The following is a 23107-nucleotide window of genomic DNA, read 5'->3' as shown; positions in this document are numbered from 1 at the left end:
GAGCGCGGGAGCGCGCCGTCCGGCCGGCATCCCACCGAAGACGAGGAGTCGTCGTGAAGTTCTCACTGTTCGTGCACATGGAGCGCTGGGACGAGCAGGTCAGTCACCGGCAGCTGTTTGAGGACCTGACCGAGCTGACGCTGATGGCCGAGGCCGGCGGCTTCAGCACGGTGTGGATCGGCGAGCACCACTCCATGGAGTACACGATCTCCCCGAACCCCATGCCGCAGCTCGCCTACCTCGCGGCGAGGACCTCGACGATCCGGCTGGGCGCGGGCACGATCATCGCCCCGTTCTGGAACCCCATCCGGGTCGCTGGCGAGTGCGCACTGCTCGACGTCATCAGCAACGGCCGGATGGAGGTCGGCCTGGCACGAGGCGCCTACCAGTTCGAGTTCGACCGGATGGCTGGGGGCATCCCCGCCTCCAGCGGAGGCACCCACCTGCGCGAGCTCGTCCCGGCGGTCCAGCAGCTGTGGCAGGGCGACTACGCCCACGACGGCGAGATCTGGCAGTTCCCCACCTCGACCAGCGTGCCGAAGCCGGTCCAGCAGCCCGCACCCCCGATGTGGATCGCGGCGCGGGACCCCGACTCCCACAACTTCGCCGTCAAGCACGGGTGCAACGTCATGGTCACCCCGCTGATGAAGGGGGACGAGGAGGTCCTCGACCTGACGAGGAAGTTCGAGACGGCCCTGGCCAACAACCCGGAGGTGCATCGCCCGCAGCTCATGGTGCTGCGCCACACCCACGTCCACGCCGCGGACGAGCCGGACGGCTGGCGGCCGGCCGCCGAGGCCATCTCCAAGTTCTACCGGACCTTCGACGCGTGGTTCGGCAACAAGACCACGCCCGTCAACGGCTTCCTCGACCCCAGCCCGGAGTCGAAGTTCGAGGGCCGCCCGGAGTTCGAGCCGGAGTCCCTGCACAAGACCGCGATGATCGGAACGCCGCAGGAGGTTATCGAGCGGATCCGCTACTACCAGGAGCTGGGCGTGGACGAGTTCAGCTTCTGGTGCGACAACAGCCTGCCGCACGAGGAGAAGAGGAAGTCCCTGGCCCTCTTCATCGAGCACGTGGTCCCGGCCTTCGCCTAGCCCGGCCCGGGTCGCCGCCGGTGCCTCGGCGGCGACCCGTCGGACCCCTCCAGGGTCCGGACCACAGCTGGTTGGCACCCCGGTCGGCATCCACCACCAGAGGAACACAGCGAACATGACGACTCTCGACGAGGCCCAGCAGTACATCGACGACATGGCCCGCAAGCGCGGCTACGTGCTGCAGTACCACAAGTTGATGGCCAAGCAGGACTTCCCCGTCCTCCGGGCTGCCAACCAGCTGGTGTCCGCGGCATACCTCGACCAGCGCACGCTGGCCCGCGAGACCAAGGAGCTGATCTTCATTGTCAGTCTCACCGTCATGCGCGCCAGCAAGGCGCACATCCAGAGCCACATCCGCGTCGCTCTCGATCTGGGGGTAACCCCCGGCGAGATCCTCGAGGCCATCGAGATCAGCCTTCCCGAGGCCGGTGTCGTCGCCTTCCAGGCCGGCTTCGAGGCCTGGGCGGAGGTGGTGGGCGCTGACGGCCTCGAGCCCCGCGTGACGGCCCACGACGGCGGCGCGGGCGGTGGGGACTGACCGACTCAAGGTTCGCCCTGCCTGCTCAACGTGCCGCTGCATGAGAGGGAGAAGTGACCACAGTCGCCCTCGTCGGACTCGGGGTCATGGGGTCGCGGATGGCCCAACACATCACCCGGGTGGCCGACGTCTCGGCCTTCGACAGCAATCCCGATGCGGTCCGCGCCGTCGCCGCCGACGGCATCCGTCCGCTGGACGACATCGGCCAGGTCGCAGGGGCAGATGTCGTCATCCTGATGCTGCCCGACAGCGACGTCGTCGAGTCGGTGCTCGGCGATCCCCGTGATCCCGCCTCGTTGGCCGCAGCGCTCAAGCCGAGCACCCTGGTGATCGACATGGGGTCATCGGTCCCCTCACGCACCACCGCATTGGCGGATCGGTTGGCCCGCGCGGGCGTCGACATGGTCGACGCGCCTGTCTCGGGGGGGCCGCGAAAGGCGGCCGCCGGCGAACTCACGATCATGGTGGGCGGCCGCCCCGCGGACGTCGAGCGCGCTCGTCCGCTGCTCGAGACGGTCGGCAGCACCGTGACCCACACGGGCGCGGTGGGTTCGGCGCACGCGCTAAAGGCGCTCAACAACCTCCTGTCGGCCATAGGGCTCGTCGGTGCACTCGAGGTGCTCACGGTCGGTGCCAAGTTCGGGTTGGACCCGCGGGTGATGCTGGACGTCATCAACCGGTCCACCGGACGCAATCAGTCCACCGAGGTCAAGATCGAGTCAGCGGTTCTCGATGGCCGGTACGACGTCGGCTTCGCGCTTCCGCTCGCGGTGAAAGACATAGGCACCGCAGTGGACCTCGCGTCGGCCCTCGAGTTGTCGACTCCGGTGTCGCAGGCGACCGTCGAGGTGTGTCGGGCTGCGCTGGCCTACCTCGATGGGCCCAAGCCGGACCAGTCGGAGATCGCGCGTTACGTCGCAGCCACATCAGGTGTCAACTTGAGTGGCCGTACGGAAGGGACCTAAGGGAGGTCTACGGCAAGTCCCTGGGTGTTGCACTGAACATGAGTACAACACTCCTTCTATACATCTACTACGCAGGTGGGGACCGGTGGTCGCCCTGCGCGTTGCCAGCATCGGAGTCGGGTCGCTGGGCAACTTCCTCAACCTGTCCTGGTGATGCCGCCAAGCTGCCCACCCATGCATCTTTACTCATCCAATACTGCCGTTGACAGCCGTAGTTGACTGGATTCAGCCCTCGACTGGTTCTGCCTTTGAGCTGCGGGTTCGACGTCGGCCAACGCCAGCAAACAAGACCGAGATCAAATCGCAGGGTTATTGGTTCGAGTCCAATCGGGGGAGCAGTTTCTACCTGCATCTTTACTAGTCGTGGCGCCTTCTGCGGCTTTAGCTGTGTGCCAAAGTGTGTGCCATCAGCTCCACGGGGCGTCCCCCATCCGCTGAGCGGCCTCCTCGGCCAGCTCGGGCACCACGTGTGAGTAAGTGCCCAAGGTCAGGCTGATCTGCGAGTGGCCGAGCACCTCCATCACCACTCTCGCGGGGACGCCCTGCTGCAGGAGGAGTGTGGCGGCCGTGTGGCGAGCGTCGTGCACTCGGGCGTCGCGGACCTCGGCCGCCTTGAGCAGCGCCTTCCAGTCGAGCCAGTCCCGGCGGGCGTCGATGGGGCGGCCGTTCGGCTGACAGAAAGACAACCGCTGGCAGGCCGACACGCTCCGGGAGCTCGGGTGCCCCGAATGGCCCAGCGCCAGCTCGGCCGCGCTCAAGATGATGATCGCGATATCGCCCCGCTCCGGTCCTCGAGTCAAGTGACGCGAGCACACCCGCCGTCCCGATAGCGATCTCCTACGGGACCCGGCGACTAACAACGCGTTTCAGAACGACCGAAGCCGGCGGTAACAGATCAGGGCGCAGGCCAGCTGAAGCAGCCCCAGGTGGATGTCGGCGCGGCGTTTATACCGGGTGCGCAGCCGCTTGAACGCGTGCAGCCAGGCGAAGCTTCGTTCAACCACCCAGCGCTGCTTGCCCAGGCCGGAGCCGTGGGCGACGCCGCGGCGGGCGATCCGTGGCGTGATGCCGCGAGCGCGCAGCCGGTGGCGGTAGATGTCGTGGTCGTAGCCGCGGTCGGCGAACAGCTCGCGCGGTCGACGACGCGGGCGCCCGCGCCGGCCCCGGATCGGCGGCACCGCCTCGACCAGCGGGATCAGCTGGGTGACGTCGTTGCGGTTGCCGCCGGTCAGGGTCACCGCCAGCGGAATGCCGCCGGCGTCGACGATCAGGTGGTGCTTGGAGCCGGGGCGGCCACGGTCGACCGGCGACGGGCCGACCTGGTCCCCCCTTTGAGGGCTCGCACGTGGGAGCCGTCGACCGCGCACCGGTCCAGGTCCAACTCACCGGCGGCGCGCAGCTCGGCGAGCAGCAGCTCGTGCAGCGCCGGCCAGACGCCGGCCTCGGTCCAGTCCCGCAGCCGCCGCCAGCAGGTCACACCGGAGCACCCGACCAGGGACGTGGGCAGCTGGTTCCAGGTGATGCCGGTCTTGAGCACGAAGACGACGCCGGCCAGTGCGGTCCGGTCGTCGATCGGCCGGCGGCCCGGATAGCGGTGGCGACGGGGCTTGGGCGGCGGCAGCAGCGGAGCGATCCGCTCCCACAGCCCGTCGGGCACGAGCTCCTCGATCACCCAGGCCAGCCTGCTCAGGACCGGCCACGTCCTACGGCAGCCACGCCGAGGTCAAAGTGAGACGATCTTTAACGCCCGGCTCGTCCGAACGTCGCCGTAGCAGGTTCACCTGACGGGACACCGTCTCCGCCCTGCCGCCCAGGTTCTCTCGGTAGCCGCCGGAGGCCTCGACGACCGCATCAGGCGGGTCGTAGAACTGCTCGGCCCACGTCCGCGCCTGCAGGGCGCGAGCGATCGCCCCGGCGCGGTCACTGACGCGCAGGGCAGGAAGCCCACGCGGGCGGTGGTGCGGACGAATCACCCTGCCCCGTCGCGGAAGGAGTCGGCGCTCCTCGCCCCAGGAGGCCCATGATCACGAGAAGAGTAGTGATCAGCAATCCGAGAAGCTCGTGCCGACCATCACCCGCAGCGCGTTGGCCTCGAGCGTGATCCGCACGGGCGTGCGTCCGCGGATTTCGCCGTCGACGTCGAGCGCGAGGGGCGGGTCGGTCTCCACCCACACCTCGCGGGTCGTGAGGAACCGGGTGCGGGCCAGCGGCCGGCGGGGCCCGATGACCGTCTGGCGGACGGTCGCCAGGCTCAGCCGGAGCCGGTTGGCGTCGCCGAGCCGGTACACCACCAGCTGGCGGTCGTCGAGGCCGGTGTCGGGGGCGATTGCCCGGCTGGCGTGGTGGCTGCCGTTGGCGATGTTGAGCTGGTGGGTGGCGAGTTCGTGGACCTCGTCGCCGATGCGCAGCCGCGCGGTGAAGGGCCGGTGGCCGGGCAGCAGGGCGAGCGCGGTCAGCGGGTAGGCAGCGCGGCCGAGCACCCGCTTCAGCCGGTGCGGAACGTGCTCGGCGACCTGCACCGACAGCCCCAGGCTGGTCAGGTTGGCGAAGTGTTGCCCGGCCACGTGGCCGAGGTCGACGTCGGCGACCTTGCCGCCGGTGAGCACGCGCAGGGCGGCGGGCAGGCGCAGCGGCAGGCCGAGGCCGCGGGCGAAGTTGTTGGTCGTGCCGAGCGGAACCACGCCGAGGCAGACGTCGCGGTGGGCGAGCTGGTGCGCGGCCTCGCTCAGCGTGCCGTCGCCGCCGCCCACCACCACGAGGTCAGCGCCGCTGTCGGCCGCGGCGGCGAGCGCCTCGGGCAGGCCCCGGGGGTCGGCGACCGGGCGCACGTCGACCAGCTGCACGGTGGCCTGCAGCCGCCGGTGCACGGTCGTGAAGTGACGGCGTCCCCGGCGGGACCGGACGTTGATGACCAGCGCGGTGCGGCGCCGGGCGCGGATGTCGGCGTCCAGCGCCGCCTTCGACCGCTGGTGCACAGGTCCCGTCACGTCGATCTCCGTCCTCCCGGCGCGGGTGGCTGCCCCGGCAGCCTGCACCACGACGAGGGTGAGGCCCGCCAACGGTGAAGCTCCGCCGCATTCGGTGACACGCCGAAGGCCGACAACCGGGCGGCAACCTGATCACCCACGCCACGGCCTGCTGACAAAGACGCGGCCGCCAAGACCTCAGCGATTGATCGCCTTCCCGTCGCAGACGGCCGTCAACGAGCCGCTGCGGAGCGGGTCGACCCGAAGAATGAAGCTGCTTCGGCTACGTTCGAGGGGGTCGGAGCAGCTAGCCGTCGGTGTCTCCCAGAGGATCGGTGAGCGACCACGACGGATAGAACGCGCAGGCCGCTGGTCGACCTGCCAGAGCGGCGTGGGTCGGGCATGACAGGCATGAGCAGACCGGCGAGACTGACATTCGAGCTCCTGGTCAGGGCTGGACGGTGTAGGAGCCACCGCCCTACAGGAGCTCGTCACATCACCCCACCGCCGCGCCGCAAGCCATGACGGCGGTTCCAAGACACGTTTTGAGTGAACCTTGGCGGGAACACGCAGGGAACACGCAGAACATCTACGCGGTGGCCCCTCGCACGCCAGCACCTCCCCGACGAGCTCAAGACCTTCGACCAGCTACACCACTTTCGGAGACGTCACCGCTTGCCGACGTTCGGTCGCGATCGGCGCTGTTGAGTGCACGCGGTGGTGCAGGCCTTCCATCAGCGTGTCCACGTAGTTCGTGCTCTCGGCAGCTTCGAGCAGGGGCGGGTAACGTCATCGGGCACGTCGGCCTGGTATTTGTAGTGGATCTTGCGCTCCAGGCTGGCCCAGGCGTCCATGGCGACGGTCCGCAGCTGGATCTCGACGGGCACGTCGACCACGGACGTGGAGAGGAAGACCGGAACCGACACGAGCAGGTGCAGGCTTCGGTAGCCGTTGGGCTCGGGTCGGGCGATGTAGTCCCGCACCTGAAGGACCGTGAGGTCGGGTTGGCCGGTGAGCATCTCGGCCATCCGGTAGACGTCAGACACGAAGCTGCAGGTCACCCTCAGCCCGGCGATGTCCGTGATCGTGGAGCGGACGGCGCCGAGCGAAGGGCCGACGCCCTTGCGGGTCACCTTCGCCAGGATGGAGGCGGGTGTCTTGAGCCGGGAGCTCACGTGCTCGATCGGGTTGTGGTCGTGCCGGGCGAGGAACTCCTGCTGCAGGATGCTGATCTTCGTCCGGACCTCCTCTATCCCGAACCGGTACTCCAGGAGGAAACTCCTGAGCTCCCCCCGTGCCGAGCCGAGCAGGTCGAGGTCCGCCAGATTCGCGAGGACTGGGGCCTCCGTGTCCTGCGTCGGTTCCTGCCGGCTGTCGAGAGTGGTCACGGGCACGTCGCTCCTCCAGGTTCCGGCGTGTATCGCCGCTAGACGCACCGATCGTGGTCGGATCGATGGGCGGCGACTCGTCCCTGGGGACCGACTTTCTGTGCTGCGACCGCAGTACGTCTTGACCGTGAGTGGTCGGAGCTCGATCGCGACTGGATCAACCATCGTGTGGAGCACCGGCACGCGCAGTCACAACCCGTCACCGGGATCGTGCGAGGACCACGCGCGTCGAGCCTCTGACCCGGCCTGCCGATCCGACAGCTGCCGCGAGCGCGTGGGTGTGGCTCCTGGCGGAGGGCGTTCCACACGACGTACGCGCCGACGAGCGCGTTGAGGTGCTCTACCGCACCGTCGCCGAACGTGCCGACCTGGTGGCCGGCGACCCGGTCTCGCCGGCGGTCGGGGCCGCGCGCTGCACGTGCGCGGTGGCCGCCTGGGGAGGCGTGCCGCGGGCAGGCCGACGGGACGTACTGCGAGCGCAGTACGCGCAATGGGTTCGGCGGGACGACGACCTGAGTGGCCTGGGATCGCAGGCTTGCCGCAGTTGCCGATCTCGGAGTCCTGGAGGACCTGTCATGTCTGCTCTTGCTCGATGGTGTGCGCGACGGCGGTTCGTCGTCCTCGCCCTGTGGTTGCTGGCGCTGGTCGGCCTGGGCGGGGCGGTGGGTGGTCTCGGTACGGCGTTCACCGAGTCGACGAACGTGCCCAGCAGTGAGTCGAGCACCGCCTACGGCCTGCTGGCCCAGGTCGGTGCGAACCCCGACAAGGACGACGCGACTGCAGGGAACGTGGTCTGGCAGACCGACGGCGGCGATGTCACCGACCCGGCCGTGGCCGCGCAGGTGCAGGACGTCCTCGCCCAGATCGCAGACGTGCCGGGTGTGGAGTCGGTGGTCAGCCCCTACGACGCGGCCGGCGCCGCCCAGATCAGCAGCGGCGGGGACATCGCCTACGCGTCGCTGACGCTGACCAAGGACGCCGACGTCGAGGCGATCACCGGTCTGGTCGACTCCCTGGACAGTGCGTCGCTGGAGGCGCTGACCGGCGGTGCCGCGTTCGAGCCGGTGATCAGCGCCGGCGGCGCGGCCGAGGGCGCCGGTGTGCTGGCCGCATTGGTAATCCTGCTGCTGGTGTTCAGGTCGCTGTGGGCAGCGCTGCTCCCGATCATCACCGGCATCGTCGGCGTCGGCGTCTCCGCGCTGGTGGTGCTGGTGGGCTCCAACGTGGTCGACCTGCCCGCCAACACCCTGACCATGGGGGCCCTGATCGGTCTGGGCGTGGGCATCGACTACGCGCTGTTCATCGTCAACCGGCACCGCAAGGCGCTGCTGTCCGGCGTGCCGCTGCGGGAGTCCATCGCCCAGGCGGTCAACACCTCCGGGCGGGCCGTCCTGTTCGCCGGCGCCACTGTCGTGATCGCCCTGCTGGGACTGACCATCCTCAACATCGGCATCCTCACCGGCATGGCGCTGGGTGCCGCGGTCACCGTGCTGCTCACCGTCGCCGCCGCTCTCACCCTGCTGCCCGCACTGCTGGCCATGCTGGGCACCAAGGTGCTGTCCCGCCGCCACCGCCGCGCGGTGGCCGCTGGGCAGGTGGTCGCCGAGTCGACCGGCGGGCTGTGGAGCCGCTGGGCGATCGCCGTGCAGCGCCGTCCCGTCGTCCTCGGGGCCATCGCGGCCGGCCTGGTCATCCTGCTGGCCGCGCCGGTGGCCAACATGCGATTGGGTTCGGCCGATGACAGCAGCGACCCCACCGATTCGGTGACCTACCAGTACCACCAGGTCATGGCCGACGGCTTCGGGGAGGGCTACGCCGCCCAGCTGCTGCTGGTCGCCGAGACCCCCGACGACGCCTCCCGCGCCGCGTTCACCGATCTGGCCGGGGAGCTGTCCTCGGTCGAGGACGTCACCGCGGTCAGCGCCGCGCCGCTGGCCGCCGGCCAGGACATCGGCGTCATCACCGTGACCCCGTCCTCGACCGCCCAGGCCGAGGAGACCGCCGATCTGGTCAACAGCCTGCGCGAGGACATCGTGCCCGCCGCGGAATCGGGCACCGACCTGCAGGTCTACGTCGGCGGCAGCACCGCCAGCGGCCTCGACTTCTCCGAGGCGCTGACCTCCAAGCTGCCGATCTACCTGGGAATCATCGCCATCCTGGGCTTCGTGCTGCTGGCCATCGCCTTCCGCAGCGTGCTCGTCCCGCTGGTCGGCGCCATCACCAACCTGCTTTCCATCGCCGCCGGCCTGGGCGTGATCACCGCGATCTTCCAGTTCGGCTGGGCCTCGGAGCTGTTCGGCGTGGGCTCGGGCGCACCGATCGAGGGCTTCGTCGCAGTCATCATCGTCGGCATCGTCTTCGGCCTGTCGATGGACTACCAGGTGTTCCTGGTCAGCCGGATGCACGAGGAGTGGACCCACACCCGCGACAACCGCCGCGCCGTGCGGGTCGGCATGTCCGAGACGGGCCGGGTCATCGCCACCGCCGCGGCCATCATGGCCTGCGTCTTCGCCGCCTTCGGGTTCACCGGCGAGCGGATCATCGCCGAGCTCGGCGTGGCCATGGGTGCCGCCGTCCTCGTCGACGCCTTCCTGGTCCGGATGGTGCTGGTGCCCGCGGTCATGCACCGCCTCGGCGCCCGCAACTGGTGGTACCCGCGCTGGGCCGAGCGGATCACCCCGCGAGTGTCGATCGAGGGCGAGCCGGCCCCCGCCGTCCTGGAGCCCGCGATCGGCGACCTCGAGCTGGCCGCCCGGCGCTGACGCGTACAGCTCTCGAACCCGCCGGCCCGGTCGCACCCGCGACCGGGCCGGCGGCCCGCCCACTCGCCGACGACGTACCAGATCGGAGTGCCATGTCCGCAGAGCCGACCGCCCAGGACGGTGGACGGGGGTCAACGAGTGCCCGCCTGCTCCCCGCCGATGGCCTGGCCCGCGACTTGGCCATGGCACACGCCAGCGCCCGGGCCGCCGGGTACCTGCTCACCCGCGACCCGTCCGCCGCCGGTCGGGCGCTGCGCGACCTCACCCGCCACACCCGCGCCGCGCTGGACGCCCTCACCGGCACACGGCCGCAGGAGGCCACGCACACGGAGGGCGCCGAGCTGCCCGAATTGCTGACCGGCTTCCGGGCCGGAGGGGGCACGCTGCGGATCTCCGTCGCCGGTCCCGAACAGCCGTTGGACCCAGCCGTGGGGTCGGCGCTGCGGGAGCTCGCGTGCGAGATGTCGGAAACGGTGGCCGCGCACCTGCCCGGTGCGGACCTGTCGTTGTCGCTCACCTGGTCGCCCGACCACCTGGACGTGCTGGTCGTGAGTGGCCTCGGGCCGGGACAGCCCCCGGGACCCGCCGCCGTTCCCACGTACCTCTTCTCCCGTACCCGTCCGCTCGTGGCGGCCCTGGCAGGGACGCTGCGTGTGACGGCACCGTCCGCGGGCGGCCTCGTGGCCGCCGTCCGGCTGCCCCTCGGCCGGACGCCGGCCGAGAGTGACCACCCGTCGGCGGCTGGAGCGGTCACCTCATCAGGGCGCGGACGGCCGGATGCGAGGATCGCGACGTGACCGGGTCACCCGCCCAGCTGCCGGAGATGCCGCGGCCTCCGTTCTGGATGCGACGGCCCCGGTTGCTGGAGATCAGCACGCCCGTCGTGATCGGCGGTGCGCTCGCCGCCGGGGCCGGCACGCTGCCGTTCACCGAGCACCCCGGCGGTGGCCTCGTCGCGCTGCTGGTCAGCGCGGCCGGTGTCGGCCTGGGCTACCGCGTTCCCCTGGCCGGACTGGCACTGCTGGCCGCGGCCCCACTCGCTGCGGACGCCGTCGGCGCGGATCCGATCGTGCAGTGGCAGGTGTCGATGTTCGGGGCGTTCCTGCTGGCCCTGCGCGGACTGTCCGGTCTGCTCACCGGCGTGGTCGTGGGCGTGGCGGACTTCCTGGCCCTGGGGCTCGCCGGCGCGGGCTTTGGGCTCGACAACCCGATCGCCTACGTCGCCGCTGCCACCGCCGTCACCGCCGCAGCGACGGGGAGCGCCATCCGGGGTCAGGTGCAGTACTGGTCGGCGCTCCAGGAGCGCACGCACGAGGCGATCGCCGGACGGGACGCGGCCGTGCAGCGCAGCGTCGTCGAGGAGCGGCTGCGCATCGCCCGGGACCTGCACGACACGCTCGGCCACGAGATCGCCGTCGTGGGGATGCACCTGGGTGCTGCGGAGGTGCAGCTCCCCGACGGCGCCGGCGCCGCCCGGGGCCACCTGGAGGCGGCGCGGGGCAGTGTGAGGTCGATGCTGGCCGAGACGCAGGAGATCTTGCAGGTGCTGCGCACCGACCGGGACGGGGAGACGACCGGTCCGGTCGCGAGCCACCGCGACATCCCGGACCTGGTCGACAAGGTCCGTGCTACTGGTCTGGAGGTGGACGCCGTGGTCGGTGACCTGTCCCGCGAGCTGCCGCCGCAGGTGAGCGCGGCTGCCTACCGGATCACGCAGGAGGCGCTCACCAACGCCCAGCGGTACAGCCGCGGACAGGTGTCGTTGACCGTCGAGGTCTCCGGCCCGACCGTCACTGTCGAGACGGCGAACGACGCCGACCCGACTGCCGCGGACCTGGACCGGACGGGGCAGGGCCTCATCGGGATGCGGGAGCGCGCGGCGGCCGCCGGCGGCCGCCTGGAGGTGAGCAGCGACCACGGCCACTTCCGGCTCCGTGCCGAGCTGCCCGTGACTGAGGGAGCCCTGCGGTGATCCGGGTGATGCTCGTGGACGACCAGGAGATGATCCGGGCCGGGCTACGCGCGATCGTCGGCTCGCACCCCGACCTCGAGGTGGTGGCGGAGGCCGCCGACGGCCTGGCGGTGGTGCGGGACCTGGAAAGCCTGCAGGTCGACGTCATCCTCATGGACATCCGGATGCCGGGTGTCGACGGCGTGGAGGCCACGCGCCGGATCCGGCTGACGCGGTCCTCGGAGGAACTGCGGATCCTGGTGCTGACGACGTTCGACCAGGACGAGAACGTCCTGCAGGCGCTGCGCGCGGGCGCAGACGGCTTCCTGAGCAAGGGTGCCGGCCCTGCAGAACTGACCGGCGCCATCCTCGAGGTCGCCTCCGGGAGGCGTGCCCTGTCGCCCGGGGCGGTGAGCGCCGTCGTGGACCACGTCGTGCAGCAGCGGGCCGTCACTGCCGACCCGGGGCTTGTGGCCCGTTTCGCCGAGCTGACGTCACGTGAGCGGGAGGTGGTCGCCGCCATCGTGTCCGGCTTCGACAACGCCTCGATCGCCGAGCAGTTCTTCCTCTCCCCGTTCACCGTCAAGACCCACGCCAACCGCGCGATGGCCAAGGTGGGGGCGCGGGACCGGGCACAGCTGGTCGCGTTCGCCGTCCGCGCCGGCATCACCCCGCAGTAGCTCGCGGGTCTACTGCATCTGCAGGAGACGCAATGGGTGCGTGGGGACGACGCGCCGCGCCGGACATCCGCCCGAGGATCGACGGGTGCAGACGACACCCTCCTGGCCCCTCGACATGCCTGTCATGGCCGACCCGAGCAGTTCAGATCTGCCGAGGGGCCCAGGACCGTGTGACCACCCTCACCTAGACGGCATTCACTTGACGGAGCAAGTAAAAGCCGCCTACGTTCGTGGGCATCAGCAAGTAGATGAGGTAATGCCGTGAACACAGTCAGCCGCCGCACACGAGCGGGAGACGGACGTGCAACAGCGGCGACCGCCCGGCTGTGGGACCGCCTGCGCCGGGACGACGGCTGGGCGCAGTTCGTCCGCTTCGTCGGCGTCGGCGGGGCGGCCAACATCCTCTACGGGCTGCTGTTCGTCCTGCTGGCCGACGTCGGCAGCCAGCCCGCCAACCTCGCCGGCTCGATCGCCTCGTCCGCGCTGGCCAACGAGCTACACCGCCGGCTCACCTTCCACGCCGGCGGACGGGTGTCCTGGCTGCGGGCGCAGTGGGAGGGCGGTGGGCTGGCGCTCGCCGGGATGGTTGCAACTTCAGCAGCCCTGGCTCGGTTCGATGCACTCGCACCGGACAGCGGTGCGGCGGCGCAGCTCGTCGTGGTCGCGGTCGTCACGGGGATGGTCGGACTGGTCCGCTTCACCATTCTGCGGTGGGTGTTCGCTGACCACGGTGCGGACAGGCGCCGGACGGGGACGCGCCACCTCGTGGCGGTCCCTGCCCTGCGCTGAAGCGGCGACAGCCCTGTCGAAATCCGTCCGTCGCGCCCCGTCGAGCGCTTCGACTCAGTGGGTGTCGAGCCCCGGCAGCCTCGGCAGGCAGCCGTCGGGCTGGACGACCTCGCCCACCCGAGTGGCGATCTCGTTGAGATGGCGCACCTGAGTCCTGCTCAATGGGTCGAACACCAGCCGGCGCAGCTCGGCGACGTGCCCGGGCGCGGTAGCCGTCAGTTTTGCCAGCTGGCATCGGTGCGGACGGCGAGTCGTCTCCCCGGCCGCCACGGCGCTGGCCGGCCTGCTGGCCGCCCCGGAGGTCACCGTGACGTCGTCCTCGCCGGCGTCCTGATCGGCGCCCGGGAGTACTCCTCCGGCCTCATCCGGAGCCACCTCGCCGCGGTGCCCGCGCGACCGCCCGTGCTCTGGGCCAAGGTGGCCGCCTTCCTGCTGGCCGTCGTCCCGGTCGTCCTCGCGGGCGTCTTCGTGGCGTGCCTGGTGGGTACGGCCGTGCTCGACGCGGGCGGCGCCGCCACCGTGTCGTGGAGTGACGAGGAGACCGCACGGGTCGTCCTCGGCACGGCTGCCTTCCTGGTGGGCATGGGCCTGATCGGTGTCGCGCTCGGCGTGATCCTGCGGAGCACCGCGGGTGCCATCAGCGCCCTGCTCGCCGGTGTCCTCGTCCTGCCGACGTTCGCCGGCGCGCTCCTGCCCGACGGCTGGGACGGGCTGCTGAAGTACCTGCCGTCCAACGCCAGTTCGGCGTTCACCACCACCGTTCCGACAGAGTCGCTGCTCAGCGCCGGCACCGGAGGGCTGGTGTTCGCCGCCTGGATCGTCGTGGCCCTGGCCGGGGCCGCCGTCGCCCTGACGCGCCGCGACGCCTGACCGGTTCGGCCCCCGCGACCACCCCGCACGCCACCTCCGCGCTCTAGGCGGCCGCGTCTCCGGGGATCAACGAGAGCCCACCGCAGCCGCGGTGGGCGTCAGCCCCCCGGTCCCCGGCAAGGGGCTGGTCGTGCGCCGGAGCGGGACCGGCCGGGTGCGACCTGACCCGACCGGGCACGGTGAGCGTCGTGTGTCGACCCGGCTGGCCTGGGCGGGCATGCAGGTGGGGCGATGACCAGCGATCCTGGCGGAGGTCGGGGGACTGGCTGCCGGGACGGGGGACGTCGGACATGTGGGCTCGTCGATCAGTCATCGAGCCGGCTCGGTGAGCGGGCTCCGGTTGCCCCGGCTCGCCCGTCGGCGTTGCGGCCCTGGGGAACTGCCCCGCGAGGACGTCGCGAGCCGCGTGTCCGCCTACGTGTACGGCAACGTCCTGGTGATGGCGGCGTTGATCGCACTGCACCCCGACGAGCTCCGGGGACCCACAGGCGTGCTCTACGTCTTGGGTGTGGGTGTCTCGACCTATGTCGCGCACACGGTGGGGGAGGCGGTCGGACTACGGGTCCGCGAGGACCGATCGCTGGACAGGGCCGCTGTCCGGCACGAGATCCGGGATGCCCTGCCCATCGCGACGGCGGCCGGCGCGCCCGCTGCGCTGCTGCTGCTGGCGTGGACGGATCTGCTGGACGCCGACGTGGTGCTCGTGCTGGCGCTTGCGCTGGTCGACCTCCGGCTGGCGCTGCTCGGCTCCGTGGTGGCGTGGGTGTCGGGGGAGCGGAGTTCGACCCGGGTGTTCCTGGCGGGGTTCGTCCTGGCGGTCGTCGGCGCTGCGGTGGCCCTGCTGAAGTGGCAGCTGACGCACTGAGCTGCGGTGACCGGGACGGCGGCCTGGCGCGGGGAGCACTCGGCCCTCGCCCGGGCGAGGGCCGCGAGGTGTCCGGTTCGTGCGGGTTCTGCACGGCCTCGCGTAGGTGAGTGCGGACGTCGTCGGGGACGTCGTCCCGGCCTCGCGGTGGATCTCGTTCTCGAGGTCGGCGGCACCGAGCGGCCCGGCGGGCACGTCACTGATCACGTGCCCGCCGGGCGCGTGATCAGTGACGTGCCCGGACTTCACGAGCTGCAGGACGTCGGCGCTGGCTGCGACGCCCAGGAGTGGTGCCCGATCAGGGGAAGACGACCACCGAGCGCAGCACCTCGCCGTGGTGCATCTTCTCGAACGCGGCCTCGACGTCGCCGATGCCGATCGTCTCGGACACGAAGGCGTCCAGGTCGAACCGGCCCTGCAGGTACAGGGCGATCAGCATGGGGAAATCGCGGCTGGGCAGGCAGTCGCCGTACCAGGAGGACTTGAGGGCCCCGCCTCGGCCGAAGACCTCGATCATCGGCAGCGTGATCTGCATCGTCGGGTTGGGCACGCCGACGAGGACGACGGTGCCGGCCAGGTCCCGGGCGTTGAACGCCTGCTCGTAGACGGCCGGGTGGCCCACCGCGTCGATGGCCACGTCCACGCCGAACCCGCCGGTCAGCTCCTTGATCGTGGCGACGGCGTCGGTCTCCTTGGAGTTCACCGTGTGGGTGGCGCCCATGCCCTTGGCCCACTCGAGTTTGGTGTCGTCGATGTCGACGGCGATGATCGTCGAGGCGCCGGCCAGCTTCGACCCGGCGATCGCCGCATCCCCCACGCCTCCGCAGCCGAAGACGGCGACGCTGTCGCCACGGCCGACGCCACCGGTGTTGATGGCGGCGCCCACTCCGGCCATCACGCCGCAGCCCAGCAGGCCCGCCGCCGTGGCCGGAGCGGCCGGGTCGACCTTGGTGCACTGGCCCGAGTGCACCAGCGTCTTCTCGGTGAACGCACCGATGCCCAGCGCCGGGGACAGCTCCGTGCCGTCGGCGAGCGTCATCTTCTGCGCGGCGTTGTGCGTGGCGAAGCAGTACCAGGGCTTGCCCTTGGCGCAGGCGCGGCACTGACCGCACACCGCCCGCCAGTTCAGGATGACGTAGTCGCCGACCGCGACGTTGGTGACCCCCTCACCGACCGCGGAGACGGTCCCGGCGGCCTCGTGGCCGAGCAGGAACGGGAACTCGTCGTTGATCCCGCCGTCCCGGTAGTGCAGGTCGGTGTGGCAGACCCCGCACGCCTGCACGTCCACGACCGCCTCCCCCGGGCCGGGGTCGGGAACGATGATCGTCTCGACGGTGACCGAAGCACCCTTGCTGCGGGCGATGACGCCCTTCACCTCGTAGGCCACGAACTACTCCTCTTCAGTCATGGTCATGGGATTGCTTCATGTGGGTCTCGGGGGCCTCGGCGCACGCCTCAGCGGCACTCCGGCAGTTGCCTGTCCGCGCCGGTCAGGAGCTCAGCGACGTCACGACCAGGTAGCAGTTGAGGACGATGATCAGGGCCGCGACCGCCGCGCCGATGGCCGTGGTGAGCGGTCGGTTGACCCAGGCGCCCATGACCTGCCGGCGGGAGGTCAACCACAGCAGCGGCACCAGGGCGAAGGGGATGCCGAAGGACAGCACCACCTGCGACCAGACCAGGGCCGTCGTGGGGTCGCCGCCCAGCACGAGCACCGCGAGCGCCGGCGCCAGGGTGATCAGCCGACGGGCCAGCACCGGGATGTGCCGGCGCAGGAAGCCGGCCATCACCACCTGACCGGCGTGGGTACCGACCGACGACGACGCGAACCCCGACGCGAGCAGGGCGACGGCGAAGGCCAGCGCCGCCCCGGTGCCCAGTTGGTCGCCGAGCCCGGCGTGGACGCTCTCCAGGGACTCGATGCCGTCGTCGGCGGTGAACAGCTGGGCGGCGATCACCAGCATCGCGGCGTTGACCAGTCCGGCCAGGCCCATGGCCACCAGGACGTCGAGCCGCTGGGCCCGCAGCAGCCGGCCGCGGCCGGCGGCGGTGCGCCCGGCGGTGACCACGTCACCGTAACGGCCTTGCGTGAGCGCCGAGTGCACGTAGATGACGTGCGGCATGACGGTCGCGCCGAGGATGCCGGTGGCCAGGAGCAGGCTCTCCGAGCCGGAGAAGGAGGGGACCATGCCGCTGGCCAGCCCGCCGGCGTCCACACCGGAGTTGAACAGCGTGTAGCCGAAGCCCAGCCCGATGACCAGCAGCAGCCCGGCGATGACCCGCTCGAAGGGCCGGTGCCCGCGGGACTGCGCGGCCAGCAGCACGAAGGCGACGACGGCGGTGATCAGCCCGCCGACGGGCAGCGGGACACCGAACAGCAGGTTCAGCGCGACCGCGCCGCCGACGATCTCGGCCAGGTCGGTGGCGATGGCGACGGCCTCGGCCTGCAGCCACAGCCCGCGGGTGACCGGCCGCGGCAGGTTCTCGCGGCACAGCGTGGCCAGGTCCCGGCCGGTGGCCAGGCCGAGCTTGGCGGTCAGGCTCTGGATGAGCATCGCCATGAGGTTGGCCGCGACGATCACCCATAGCAGCGTGTAACCGAAGGAGGCGCCGCCGGAGAAGTTGGTGGCGAAGTTGCCGGGGTCGACGTAGGCGACCGCGGCGACGAACGCCGGCCCCAGCAGAGGCCACACCCGCCGCCGTCCAGCCGCGGGAGGCGGCCGGACGGCCCCTCCGGCCAGGGCGGTGGGCAGGACGGCGGCCTCGGTCTTCGACAGGTACACGGCGGTCTCCCTGACAGCAGATGGGTGGAGTGGCGAACCGGAGCTCCGCCCACAGCAGTGCCGAAGAACGCCCGGTGGCGCGGAGGAGCCGCACGGCCGAGACGGCGGCCGCGGCAGGCGTGCGACGGGCCGGCGGAGTGTGTCCCGGTGACGTACCGCGCCGGCCCTCTCGTCCGATGGTGTCTCAGGACCGCCGTGTCACGCCGGGCCCCAGGTGACCGGCAAGGAGGTGAGCCCCCGGAACACCCAGCCGTCCCACTGCTCCTCGCGCCGCGGATCAGCCCGGAGACCGGGGAAGCCCTGGTAAGCGAGGGGGACGGCGATCTCGCCGATGGAGATGCGGGCCGCCCAGTGGCCGGCGCACAGGTGGACGCCGCTGCCGAAGCCCAGGTGCGGTTGCTTGGGACGCGCGATGTCGAAGGCGTCGTGGCGCGGGAAGGCCTGCGGATCCCGGTTCGCCGCGGCGACGACCACGCCGATGGGCGCCCCCTCGGGCAACTGGGTACCAGCCAGCACGGTGGCCCGCGTGGTCTCCCGGGGGTACATCCCGATGGGCGAGACCCACCGCACCGCCTCGTCGAAGACGGTCGGCCACAATGCCGGGTCGGCGAGGACCCGCTCACGCTGGTCCTGGTGGCGGCTCAGCGCCCACACGATGGCGGTGACCATGTGCTGGGGCTCGTTCATGCCGCCGGAGATCGTCAGCTTCACGTTCGCCGCGACGGCCTCGTGCGGCAGGCCGCTGTTGACGAACGCCGAGGTCATGGAGCCGTCCGGGTGCTGGCGGTAGTAGGGGACGAGCTCCTCGAGCAGCGCGTCGACCTCCTCCCGTGCGACGTCGCAGCGTCGCCAGATGTCCTCGTCGTCGTGCAGGTTGCCCGTCCCGGCGATGAAGGCGTGCGACCACCGCTGCATGTCGGCGACGCTGGTGCCCCGGAGCCCGAGTAGGTCGACGAGGTTCTGCGAGGCGAGCGGTGCGGCGTAGTCCCGGTTGAGGTCGGCCTCGTCCGGGCCGACATCGCGCAGGACCTCAAGGTACTTCCGGGCGTTGCGCTCGAAGACCGGTGCCCAGGTCTGGCGGACGTTCTTCGGACGCATCGTCGGGTTGACGGCCTGACGCTCGACCGCGTGCTCCGGGTCGTCCTTGCGGAGCATGGGTCGCCCGCCCAGCGCTCGGGCCAGGGTCGCGCTCCCCCCGGTGACCGACGCCGAGTAGATCTCCTGGTCCGCCTCGACGTCGCGGCACCCCTCGAACGAGGTGACGAGGTACCTGCCCATCACCGGTACCCACACCACGGGGCCCAGCTCACGCAGCCGGGCGTAGGTGCCGTACGGGTCCCGCATCATCACGGCGGGGTCGACCCAGTCGGCGGTCGGGGCGTCGGCCGGCGACTCGGTTGCTGCGGACATGGTCTCTCCTGACTGGGTCACGGTGTCGGGACCAGCTGCTTGGCGAAGTCCTTGAGGGTGAACGACGGGTCGGCCACCTGATCGGGCGTCGGGGTCACAGCCGCGGACAGCACGCGCCGGGCGGCGATGTGGTCAGCGGGCTTGTTCAGAGACTCGACGGCGACCAGCGCGCCGTCGCGGAAGGCCAGGACGGAGAAGCGACCACCCGGTCGGTCCCCGGAGACCACGGTGGTGTCCCCTGGCTGCGCCAAGCCGGCGATCTGCAGGCGAAGGGGCCCCTGGTTGCTCCAGAACCACGGCAGCTCGCAGTACGCGGCCGACGGCGAGCCCAGGATCTGGCGTGCCACGTGCCGCCCCTGGTCGGTGGCGTTCTGCACCGACTCCAGACGCAGCCTGGCGCCCGCCTCCGTGGCGGGGAAGCTGGCACAGTCGCCGATGGCGTAGACGTCGGGATCGGACGTGCGCAGGTGCCCGTCCACGACGATCCCGTTGTTGACCGCCAGACCGGCGGCCACGGCGAGCTCGTCGCGGGGACGGACCCCGACCCCGATCAGCACGATGTCGGCGGGGTACTCCGCTCCGGGACCGCTGCTCACGCCGGTGACGCGGCCGTCCTGGCCGTGGATCTCGGCCAGTCCCTCCCCGAGTCGGAGATCGCTGCCCATCTCCCGGTGCGCGTCGGCGAAGTGCGCCGACATCGGAGGGGTCAGGGCGCGGCCCATCGGGCGGTCGGTGGCCTCCAGGACGGTGACCGCGAGCCCGTGTGCCCGCGCTGCCGCGGCGAACTCCAACCCGATGAACCCCGCACCCACCACCGCGACGGAACGGGCCTTCCCCATTTCGGCGCGCAGCCTCTCGGCGTCGGCCAGCGTCCGGAGGTCGTGCACGCCGGCAAGATCGCTGCCGGGGACGGGGAGGGTCCGGTTGGTCGCGCCGGTGGCCAGCACCAGCGTGGTGTAGGTCAGGCTCTCGCCGTCATCGAGGAAGACGGTCCGGCGGGCACGGTCCAGGACGGTTGCCGTCAGGCCGGTACGCAGCTCGATCCGGTTCTCCGCGTAGAACTTCTCGCCGCGTAGCGGCAGCGGCTCCGCGGTGCGGCCGGGGGCCAGGTAGTCCTTGGACAGCGGCGGGCGCTGGTACGGGAGAGCGTCCTCATCCCCCACGAGGGTCACCGCCCCCTCGAAGCCGCCGGTCCGCAGCGACTCGGCGACCTGGACCCCGGCATGTCCCGCTCCGATGATGACGACGCTCTCCACGGGGGCGCCTCAGACCTGGCTGGCCGGGACGTCGACCTCGATCGCGTCGAGATCCGCCCCGACGACGACCTGACACCCGAGCCGGCTGCGGTCCGCGTCCCGCGGGGCGGTGGTGCAGTCCAGCATCTCCTCCTCGTCCTCGCTGATGTCCGGCAGCGCGTCCAGGTAGCGGTCGCGGACGTACACGTGGCAGGTGGCGCACATGGCCTGGCCGCCGCACTCGCCGACGATGCCGCGGACGCCGTTGCGGACAGCAGCACGCATGAGGCTGGTGCCCGGCTCGACGTCGAGGACGTCGGCGTTCCCGCCGTCGTGGTGGAAGGTCACCTTGGGCATGTCTGTCTCCTCAGGGGGTTCAGGTCCACAGGACCGGGAGGTGGGTCACGCCGCGGAAGACCCAGCCCTGGATGGACGCCGGGTTGGCCGGGTCGAGGCGCAGGTCCGGGAGTTCCGCGATGAGCTTGGGCAGCGCGACACCCACGACCGAGGCGCGGGCGACCCACGCGCCGGCGCAGAAGTGGCTGCCGCCGCCGAACGCGAGGTGCGGCACCTTCGGCCGGTTGATGTCGTAGCTCTCGGGATCGGTGAACAGCGCCGGGTCGCGGTTGGCTGCGCCCACGTGCACGCCCAGCCGCGCCCCCTTCGGGATGGCCATGCCGTCGAGGACCGTGTCCTGCGTGGCCTCGCGCGGGTACATGCCGATGGGCGCCACCCATCGGATCGACTCCTCGAACGCGTCAGCCCACCGTGAGTCGGCGAGCACCTGGTCGAGCTGGTCCCGGTGCGACAGCAGCGCCCACAGGGTGGTGGCCACGGCGTCGCGTGGCTCGTTCAGCCCACCGCCGATGGTCATCTTGAGGTTGGCGCGCAGGGCCTCGAGTGACATGGGCATGTGGGACAAGCCGGACAGCAGCGTGTGGTCCGGCTTGTCCCGGAGGTGGGCGAGCATCTCGTCGGTCGCGGCGTCGACCTCGGCGGAGGAGCGTTCCGCCGCCGCCCAGACGTCGGGGTCGTCGGCGTAGTTCCCCGTGCCGTCGATGAGGGTCTGGGACCAGCGCTGCAGGTCCTCCTGGGTGGCGTTGTAGTACCCGAGGATCAGCCGCAGGTTCTCCGCCGCGTACGGAGCCGCGAACTGGGAGACCACGTCTGCGCCGGGCCCCGCCGCCTTGAACTGGTCCAGGTAGATCCGGGCGTTCTTCTCGAAGACGGCGTTCCAGTGGTCCTTGATCGCTCGAGGACGCAGGACGCCGCCGTAGGACTGGCGTTCGGCCGCGTGCTCCGGGTCGTCCTTGCGGAGCATGCTGTGGCCCATCGCCCGCTTCATCAGCGAGCCGGACTCGTCCGCGGTGAAGCGCTCCGCGTCCAGTTCGATCTCGTGGCAGGCCTCGTAGCCCACCACCAGGTAGCGGTTGACCGCTGGTACCCAGTGCACCGGGGCCTCCGCCCGTAGTCGCTGGAAGAGCGGGTACGGGTCGTCGTACAGGTCCGGGATGGTCACCCAGTCAGCGGTGGGGACGGGCCGGACTTCGCTGGCCTGCACGGTCATCCTCGGGAGCCCCTTCGTCGGTTCCTGCGCGGCGGGACCACTGTGGCGGCGATCACCAGCCCAGGTAAAGTTCATAACTCTTGCCTGTAACCGAACCAAGGGTGGGATAGGGATGGCTGACTACACGCTGCGCCAGCTGGACTACTTCGTGGCCGTGGCGGAGGCGGGATCCATCTCGGGCGCGGCCGCGAAGCTGCGGGTCACGCCGACTGCGGTCGCCTCGGCACTCACCGAGCTTGAGCGCGCCCTGCGCACGCAGCTCCTCGTGCGACGCAAGGCCCACGGCGTCAGCCTGACGCCCACGGGTGTCTTCCTGAGGAAGCGGGCAGCCATCCTCCTGCGGGACGCGGAGGAGCTGCGACTGGCAACGGCGAGTGCCGGCACCGAGTTGTCCGGCCCGCTGACGCTCGGGTGCTACGTGACCATCTCGCCCACGATCCTGCCGCTCCTGGTGCGTTGGACGGCGGAGCACCACCCGAAGGTGGAACTGGACGTCGTCGCCCGCAGTCAGGCGGAGATCACGGAGTTGCTGCTGGCGGGGGGTCTCGACCTCGCGATCGTCTATGACATGGGCCTGCCGGACGGCTTGGAGTCGGTGCTGCTGTACACGGTCCGGCCCTACATCGTGCTCCCTGCCGACCACCGGCTGGCCGACGCGGCGTCGGTGTCCCTCGCGGAGTTGGCGGACGAGCCGCTGATCCTGCTCGACCTGCCCCCGGCTGCCATGCACACGCTCCGGGTGTTCGAGCAGGCCGGAGTGGCGCCGCGCGTCGTGCAGCGCACCACCGACTTCGAACTCACCCGGTCCCTCGTCGCCCGCGGCCTCGGCTACTCCGTCATCGTGCAGCGCCCGGCCGTCGATTGCTCCTACGAGGGTCTGCCCCTTGCGGCGCTCGACATCGATCCAGCCGTTCCAGGCGTGGGTGTCCGCATGGTGTGGCCCAGGGGCGTCCGGCTCACCGATCGGGCGCAGGCGCTGGTGACCTTCGCTGCGGAGCGGGCGCGCTTCACCGACTACCGGCACCGCAACGTCAGCCCTGCCCGCCGGGCCGACCACAGCACGCCCTCGCCGTGGTGCGAGTCGAGCCCACCCGCTCGATGACACTCTGCCACCAGTGCGACGACCGCCGGAGGGTGCAGGCAGCGAACGGCCGTGTGCGACGGCGGCGCCTACCGAGCGAGGCGTGGCGGTTGCCGGGGTCGACCTCGTCACGACGACTTCGACGGGGCACTTGTTGGGG

General features: G+C 71.0%; 22 protein-coding genes. 11 read left to right on the top strand and 11 right to left on the bottom strand.

Features of this window, described 5'->3' with window-relative positions; genetic code table 11:
* Positions 1–53 precede the first annotated feature (53 nt).
* The 3 genes from ACWIX7_RS04620 to ACWIX7_RS04610 all read left to right on the top strand — a co-directional run bounded on the left by ACWIX7_RS04620 (position 54) and on the right by ACWIX7_RS04610 (position 2600).
* Positions 54–1097, top strand: a complete 1044-nt coding sequence (locus ACWIX7_RS04620; RefSeq protein WP_448620388.1) for an LLM class flavin-dependent oxidoreductase — start codon at positions 54–56, stop codon at positions 1095–1097.
* A gap of 115 nt (positions 1098–1212) precedes the next feature.
* Positions 1213–1635: a carboxymuconolactone decarboxylase family protein gene (locus ACWIX7_RS04615; protein WP_448620387.1), complete on the top strand. Its 423-nt coding sequence runs from the start codon at positions 1213–1215 to the stop codon at positions 1633–1635.
* A gap of 53 nt (positions 1636–1688) precedes the next feature.
* Positions 1689–2600 (top strand): NAD(P)-dependent oxidoreductase, encoded by a 912-nt coding sequence (locus ACWIX7_RS04610; protein WP_448620386.1) that lies wholly within the window; start codon positions 1689–1691, stop codon positions 2598–2600.
* Positions 2601–3007: 407 nt separating this feature from the next.
* Here ACWIX7_RS04610 and ACWIX7_RS04605 read toward each other — a convergent pair whose 3' ends face one another.
* From ACWIX7_RS04605 to ACWIX7_RS04590, 4 genes are all read right to left on the bottom strand, one after another.
* Positions 3008–3358 carry a tyrosine-type recombinase/integrase gene (locus tag ACWIX7_RS04605; RefSeq protein WP_448620385.1) on the bottom strand — a complete coding sequence of 117 codons (351 nt, stop codon included), beginning with the start codon at positions 3356–3358 and terminating at the stop codon, positions 3008–3010.
* A 108-nt stretch (positions 3359–3466) separates the two neighbouring features.
* A protein-coding gene (locus ACWIX7_RS04600; RefSeq protein ID WP_448620384.1) for an IS5 family transposase occupies positions 3467–4272 on the bottom strand; the annotation gives its coding sequence in 2 pieces (ribosomal slippage) (positions 3467–3933 and positions 3933–4272; 807 coding nt in all).
* Between the two features lie 370 nt (positions 4273–4642).
* Positions 4643–5587 carry a diacylglycerol/lipid kinase family protein gene (locus ACWIX7_RS04595; protein ID WP_448620383.1) on the bottom strand — a complete coding sequence of 315 codons (945 nt, stop codon included), beginning with the start codon at positions 5585–5587 and terminating at the stop codon, positions 4643–4645.
* 713 nt (positions 5588–6300) lie between these two features.
* Positions 6301–6954 (bottom strand): GTP pyrophosphokinase, encoded by a 654-nt coding sequence (locus ACWIX7_RS04590; protein ID WP_448620382.1) that lies wholly within the window; start codon positions 6952–6954, stop codon positions 6301–6303.
* A gap of 575 nt (positions 6955–7529) precedes the next feature.
* Here ACWIX7_RS04590 and ACWIX7_RS04585 point away from each other — a divergent pair.
* The 5 genes from ACWIX7_RS04585 to ACWIX7_RS04565 all read left to right on the top strand — a co-directional run bounded on the left by ACWIX7_RS04585 (position 7530) and on the right by ACWIX7_RS04565 (position 13136).
* Complete coding sequence (locus ACWIX7_RS04585; RefSeq protein ID WP_446765914.1) at positions 7530–9716, top strand: MMPL family transporter; 2187 nt, start codon at positions 7530–7532, stop codon at positions 9714–9716.
* 182 nt (positions 9717–9898) lie between these two features.
* Positions 9899–10513: a hypothetical protein gene (locus tag ACWIX7_RS04580; RefSeq protein ID WP_446765915.1), complete on the top strand. Its 615-nt coding sequence runs from the start codon at positions 9899–9901 to the stop codon at positions 10511–10513.
* A complete protein-coding gene (locus ACWIX7_RS04575; protein WP_446765916.1) occupies positions 10510–11688 on the top strand; it encodes a sensor histidine kinase in 1179 nt (392 codons plus the stop codon). The genes ACWIX7_RS04580 and ACWIX7_RS04575 overlap by 4 nt, the downstream gene beginning before the upstream one ends.
* Positions 11685–12347: a response regulator gene (locus ACWIX7_RS04570; RefSeq protein ID WP_446765917.1), complete on the top strand. Its 663-nt coding sequence runs from the start codon at positions 11685–11687 to the stop codon at positions 12345–12347. The genes ACWIX7_RS04575 and ACWIX7_RS04570 overlap by 4 nt, the downstream gene beginning before the upstream one ends.
* Before the next feature lie 261 nt (positions 12348–12608).
* Positions 12609–13136 (top strand): GtrA family protein, encoded by a 528-nt coding sequence (locus ACWIX7_RS04565; protein WP_446765918.1) that lies wholly within the window; start codon positions 12609–12611, stop codon positions 13134–13136.
* A gap of 54 nt (positions 13137–13190) precedes the next feature.
* Here the strand turns inward: ACWIX7_RS04565 and ACWIX7_RS04560 are convergent, their stop codons facing one another.
* The gene (locus ACWIX7_RS04560; protein WP_448620381.1) at positions 13191–13511 is read right to left on the bottom strand and encodes a hypothetical protein; all 321 of its coding nucleotides are present in this window, start codon (positions 13509–13511) and stop codon (positions 13191–13193) included.
* Between the two features lie 9 nt (positions 13512–13520).
* Between ACWIX7_RS04560 and ACWIX7_RS04555 the strand changes: the two genes are divergently transcribed.
* Entirely contained in the window at positions 13521–14006 is a 486-nt protein-coding gene (locus ACWIX7_RS04555) for a hypothetical protein (protein WP_448620380.1), read from the top strand.
* Between the two features lie 406 nt (positions 14007–14412).
* Positions 14413–14871, top strand: coding sequence for a hypothetical protein (locus ACWIX7_RS04550; protein ID WP_446765919.1), 459 nt, complete (start codon positions 14413–14415; stop codon positions 14869–14871).
* Between the two features lie 298 nt (positions 14872–15169).
* Here the strand turns inward: ACWIX7_RS04550 and ACWIX7_RS04545 are convergent, their stop codons facing one another.
* The 6 genes from ACWIX7_RS04545 to ACWIX7_RS04520 all read right to left on the bottom strand — a co-directional run bounded on the left by ACWIX7_RS04545 (position 15170) and on the right by ACWIX7_RS04520 (position 21818).
* Positions 15170–16258: an S-(hydroxymethyl)mycothiol dehydrogenase gene (locus tag ACWIX7_RS04545; protein ID WP_448620379.1), complete on the bottom strand. Its 1089-nt coding sequence runs from the start codon at positions 16256–16258 to the stop codon at positions 15170–15172.
* A 103-nt stretch (positions 16259–16361) separates the two neighbouring features.
* A complete protein-coding gene (locus ACWIX7_RS04540; protein WP_448620378.1) occupies positions 16362–17654 on the bottom strand; it encodes an Nramp family divalent metal transporter in 1293 nt (430 codons plus the stop codon).
* A gap of 198 nt (positions 17655–17852) precedes the next feature.
* Positions 17853–19064: a cytochrome P450 gene (locus tag ACWIX7_RS04535; RefSeq protein WP_448620377.1), complete on the bottom strand. Its 1212-nt coding sequence runs from the start codon at positions 19062–19064 to the stop codon at positions 17853–17855.
* Positions 19065–19081: 17 nt separating this feature from the next.
* Positions 19082–20320, bottom strand: a complete 1239-nt coding sequence (locus ACWIX7_RS04530; RefSeq protein ID WP_448620376.1) for an NAD(P)/FAD-dependent oxidoreductase — start codon at positions 20318–20320, stop codon at positions 19082–19084.
* Positions 20321–20329: 9 nt separating this feature from the next.
* A complete protein-coding gene (locus ACWIX7_RS04525; protein ID WP_448620375.1) occupies positions 20330–20656 on the bottom strand; it encodes a 2Fe-2S iron-sulfur cluster-binding protein in 327 nt (108 codons plus the stop codon).
* Between the two features lie 19 nt (positions 20657–20675).
* Positions 20676–21818: a cytochrome P450 gene (locus ACWIX7_RS04520; RefSeq protein ID WP_448620374.1), complete on the bottom strand. Its 1143-nt coding sequence runs from the start codon at positions 21816–21818 to the stop codon at positions 20676–20678.
* Between ACWIX7_RS04520 and ACWIX7_RS04515 the strand changes: the two genes are divergently transcribed.
* The gene (locus ACWIX7_RS04515) at positions 21811–22968 is read left to right on the top strand and encodes a LysR family transcriptional regulator (protein WP_448620373.1); all 1158 of its coding nucleotides are present in this window, start codon (positions 21811–21813) and stop codon (positions 22966–22968) included. The genes ACWIX7_RS04520 and ACWIX7_RS04515 overlap by 8 nt on opposite strands.
* Positions 22969–23107 lie beyond the last annotated feature (139 nt).

The sequence above is a fragment of the Geodermatophilus sp. URMC 65 genome (assembly GCF_053502545.1).
Note: the sequence above shows the minus strand (reverse complement) of the source record. Positions and strands in the feature narration are given on the sequence as shown.

Excerpts from the sequence above, each read along its gene's own strand:
- ACWIX7_RS04615 (WP_448620387.1), top strand. The coding sequence starts at position 1,213 with ATGACGACTCTCGACGAGGCCCAGCAGTACATCGACGACATGGCCCGC.
- ACWIX7_RS04585 (WP_446765914.1), top strand. The coding sequence starts at position 7,530 with ATGTCTGCTCTTGCTCGATGGTGTGCGCGACGGCGGTTCGTCGTCCTC.
- ACWIX7_RS04580 (WP_446765915.1), top strand. The coding sequence starts at position 9,899 with ATGGCACACGCCAGCGCCCGGGCCGCCGGGTACCTGCTCACCCGCGAC.
- ACWIX7_RS04535 (WP_448620377.1), bottom strand. The coding sequence starts at position 19,064 with ATGTCCGCAGCAACCGAGTCGCCGGCCGACGCCCCGACCGCCGACTGG.
- ACWIX7_RS04525 (WP_448620375.1), bottom strand. The coding sequence starts at position 20,656 with ATGCCCAAGGTGACCTTCCACCACGACGGCGGGAACGCCGACGTCCTC.
- ACWIX7_RS04515 (WP_448620373.1), top strand. The coding sequence starts at position 21,811 with ATGGTCACCCAGTCAGCGGTGGGGACGGGCCGGACTTCGCTGGCCTGC.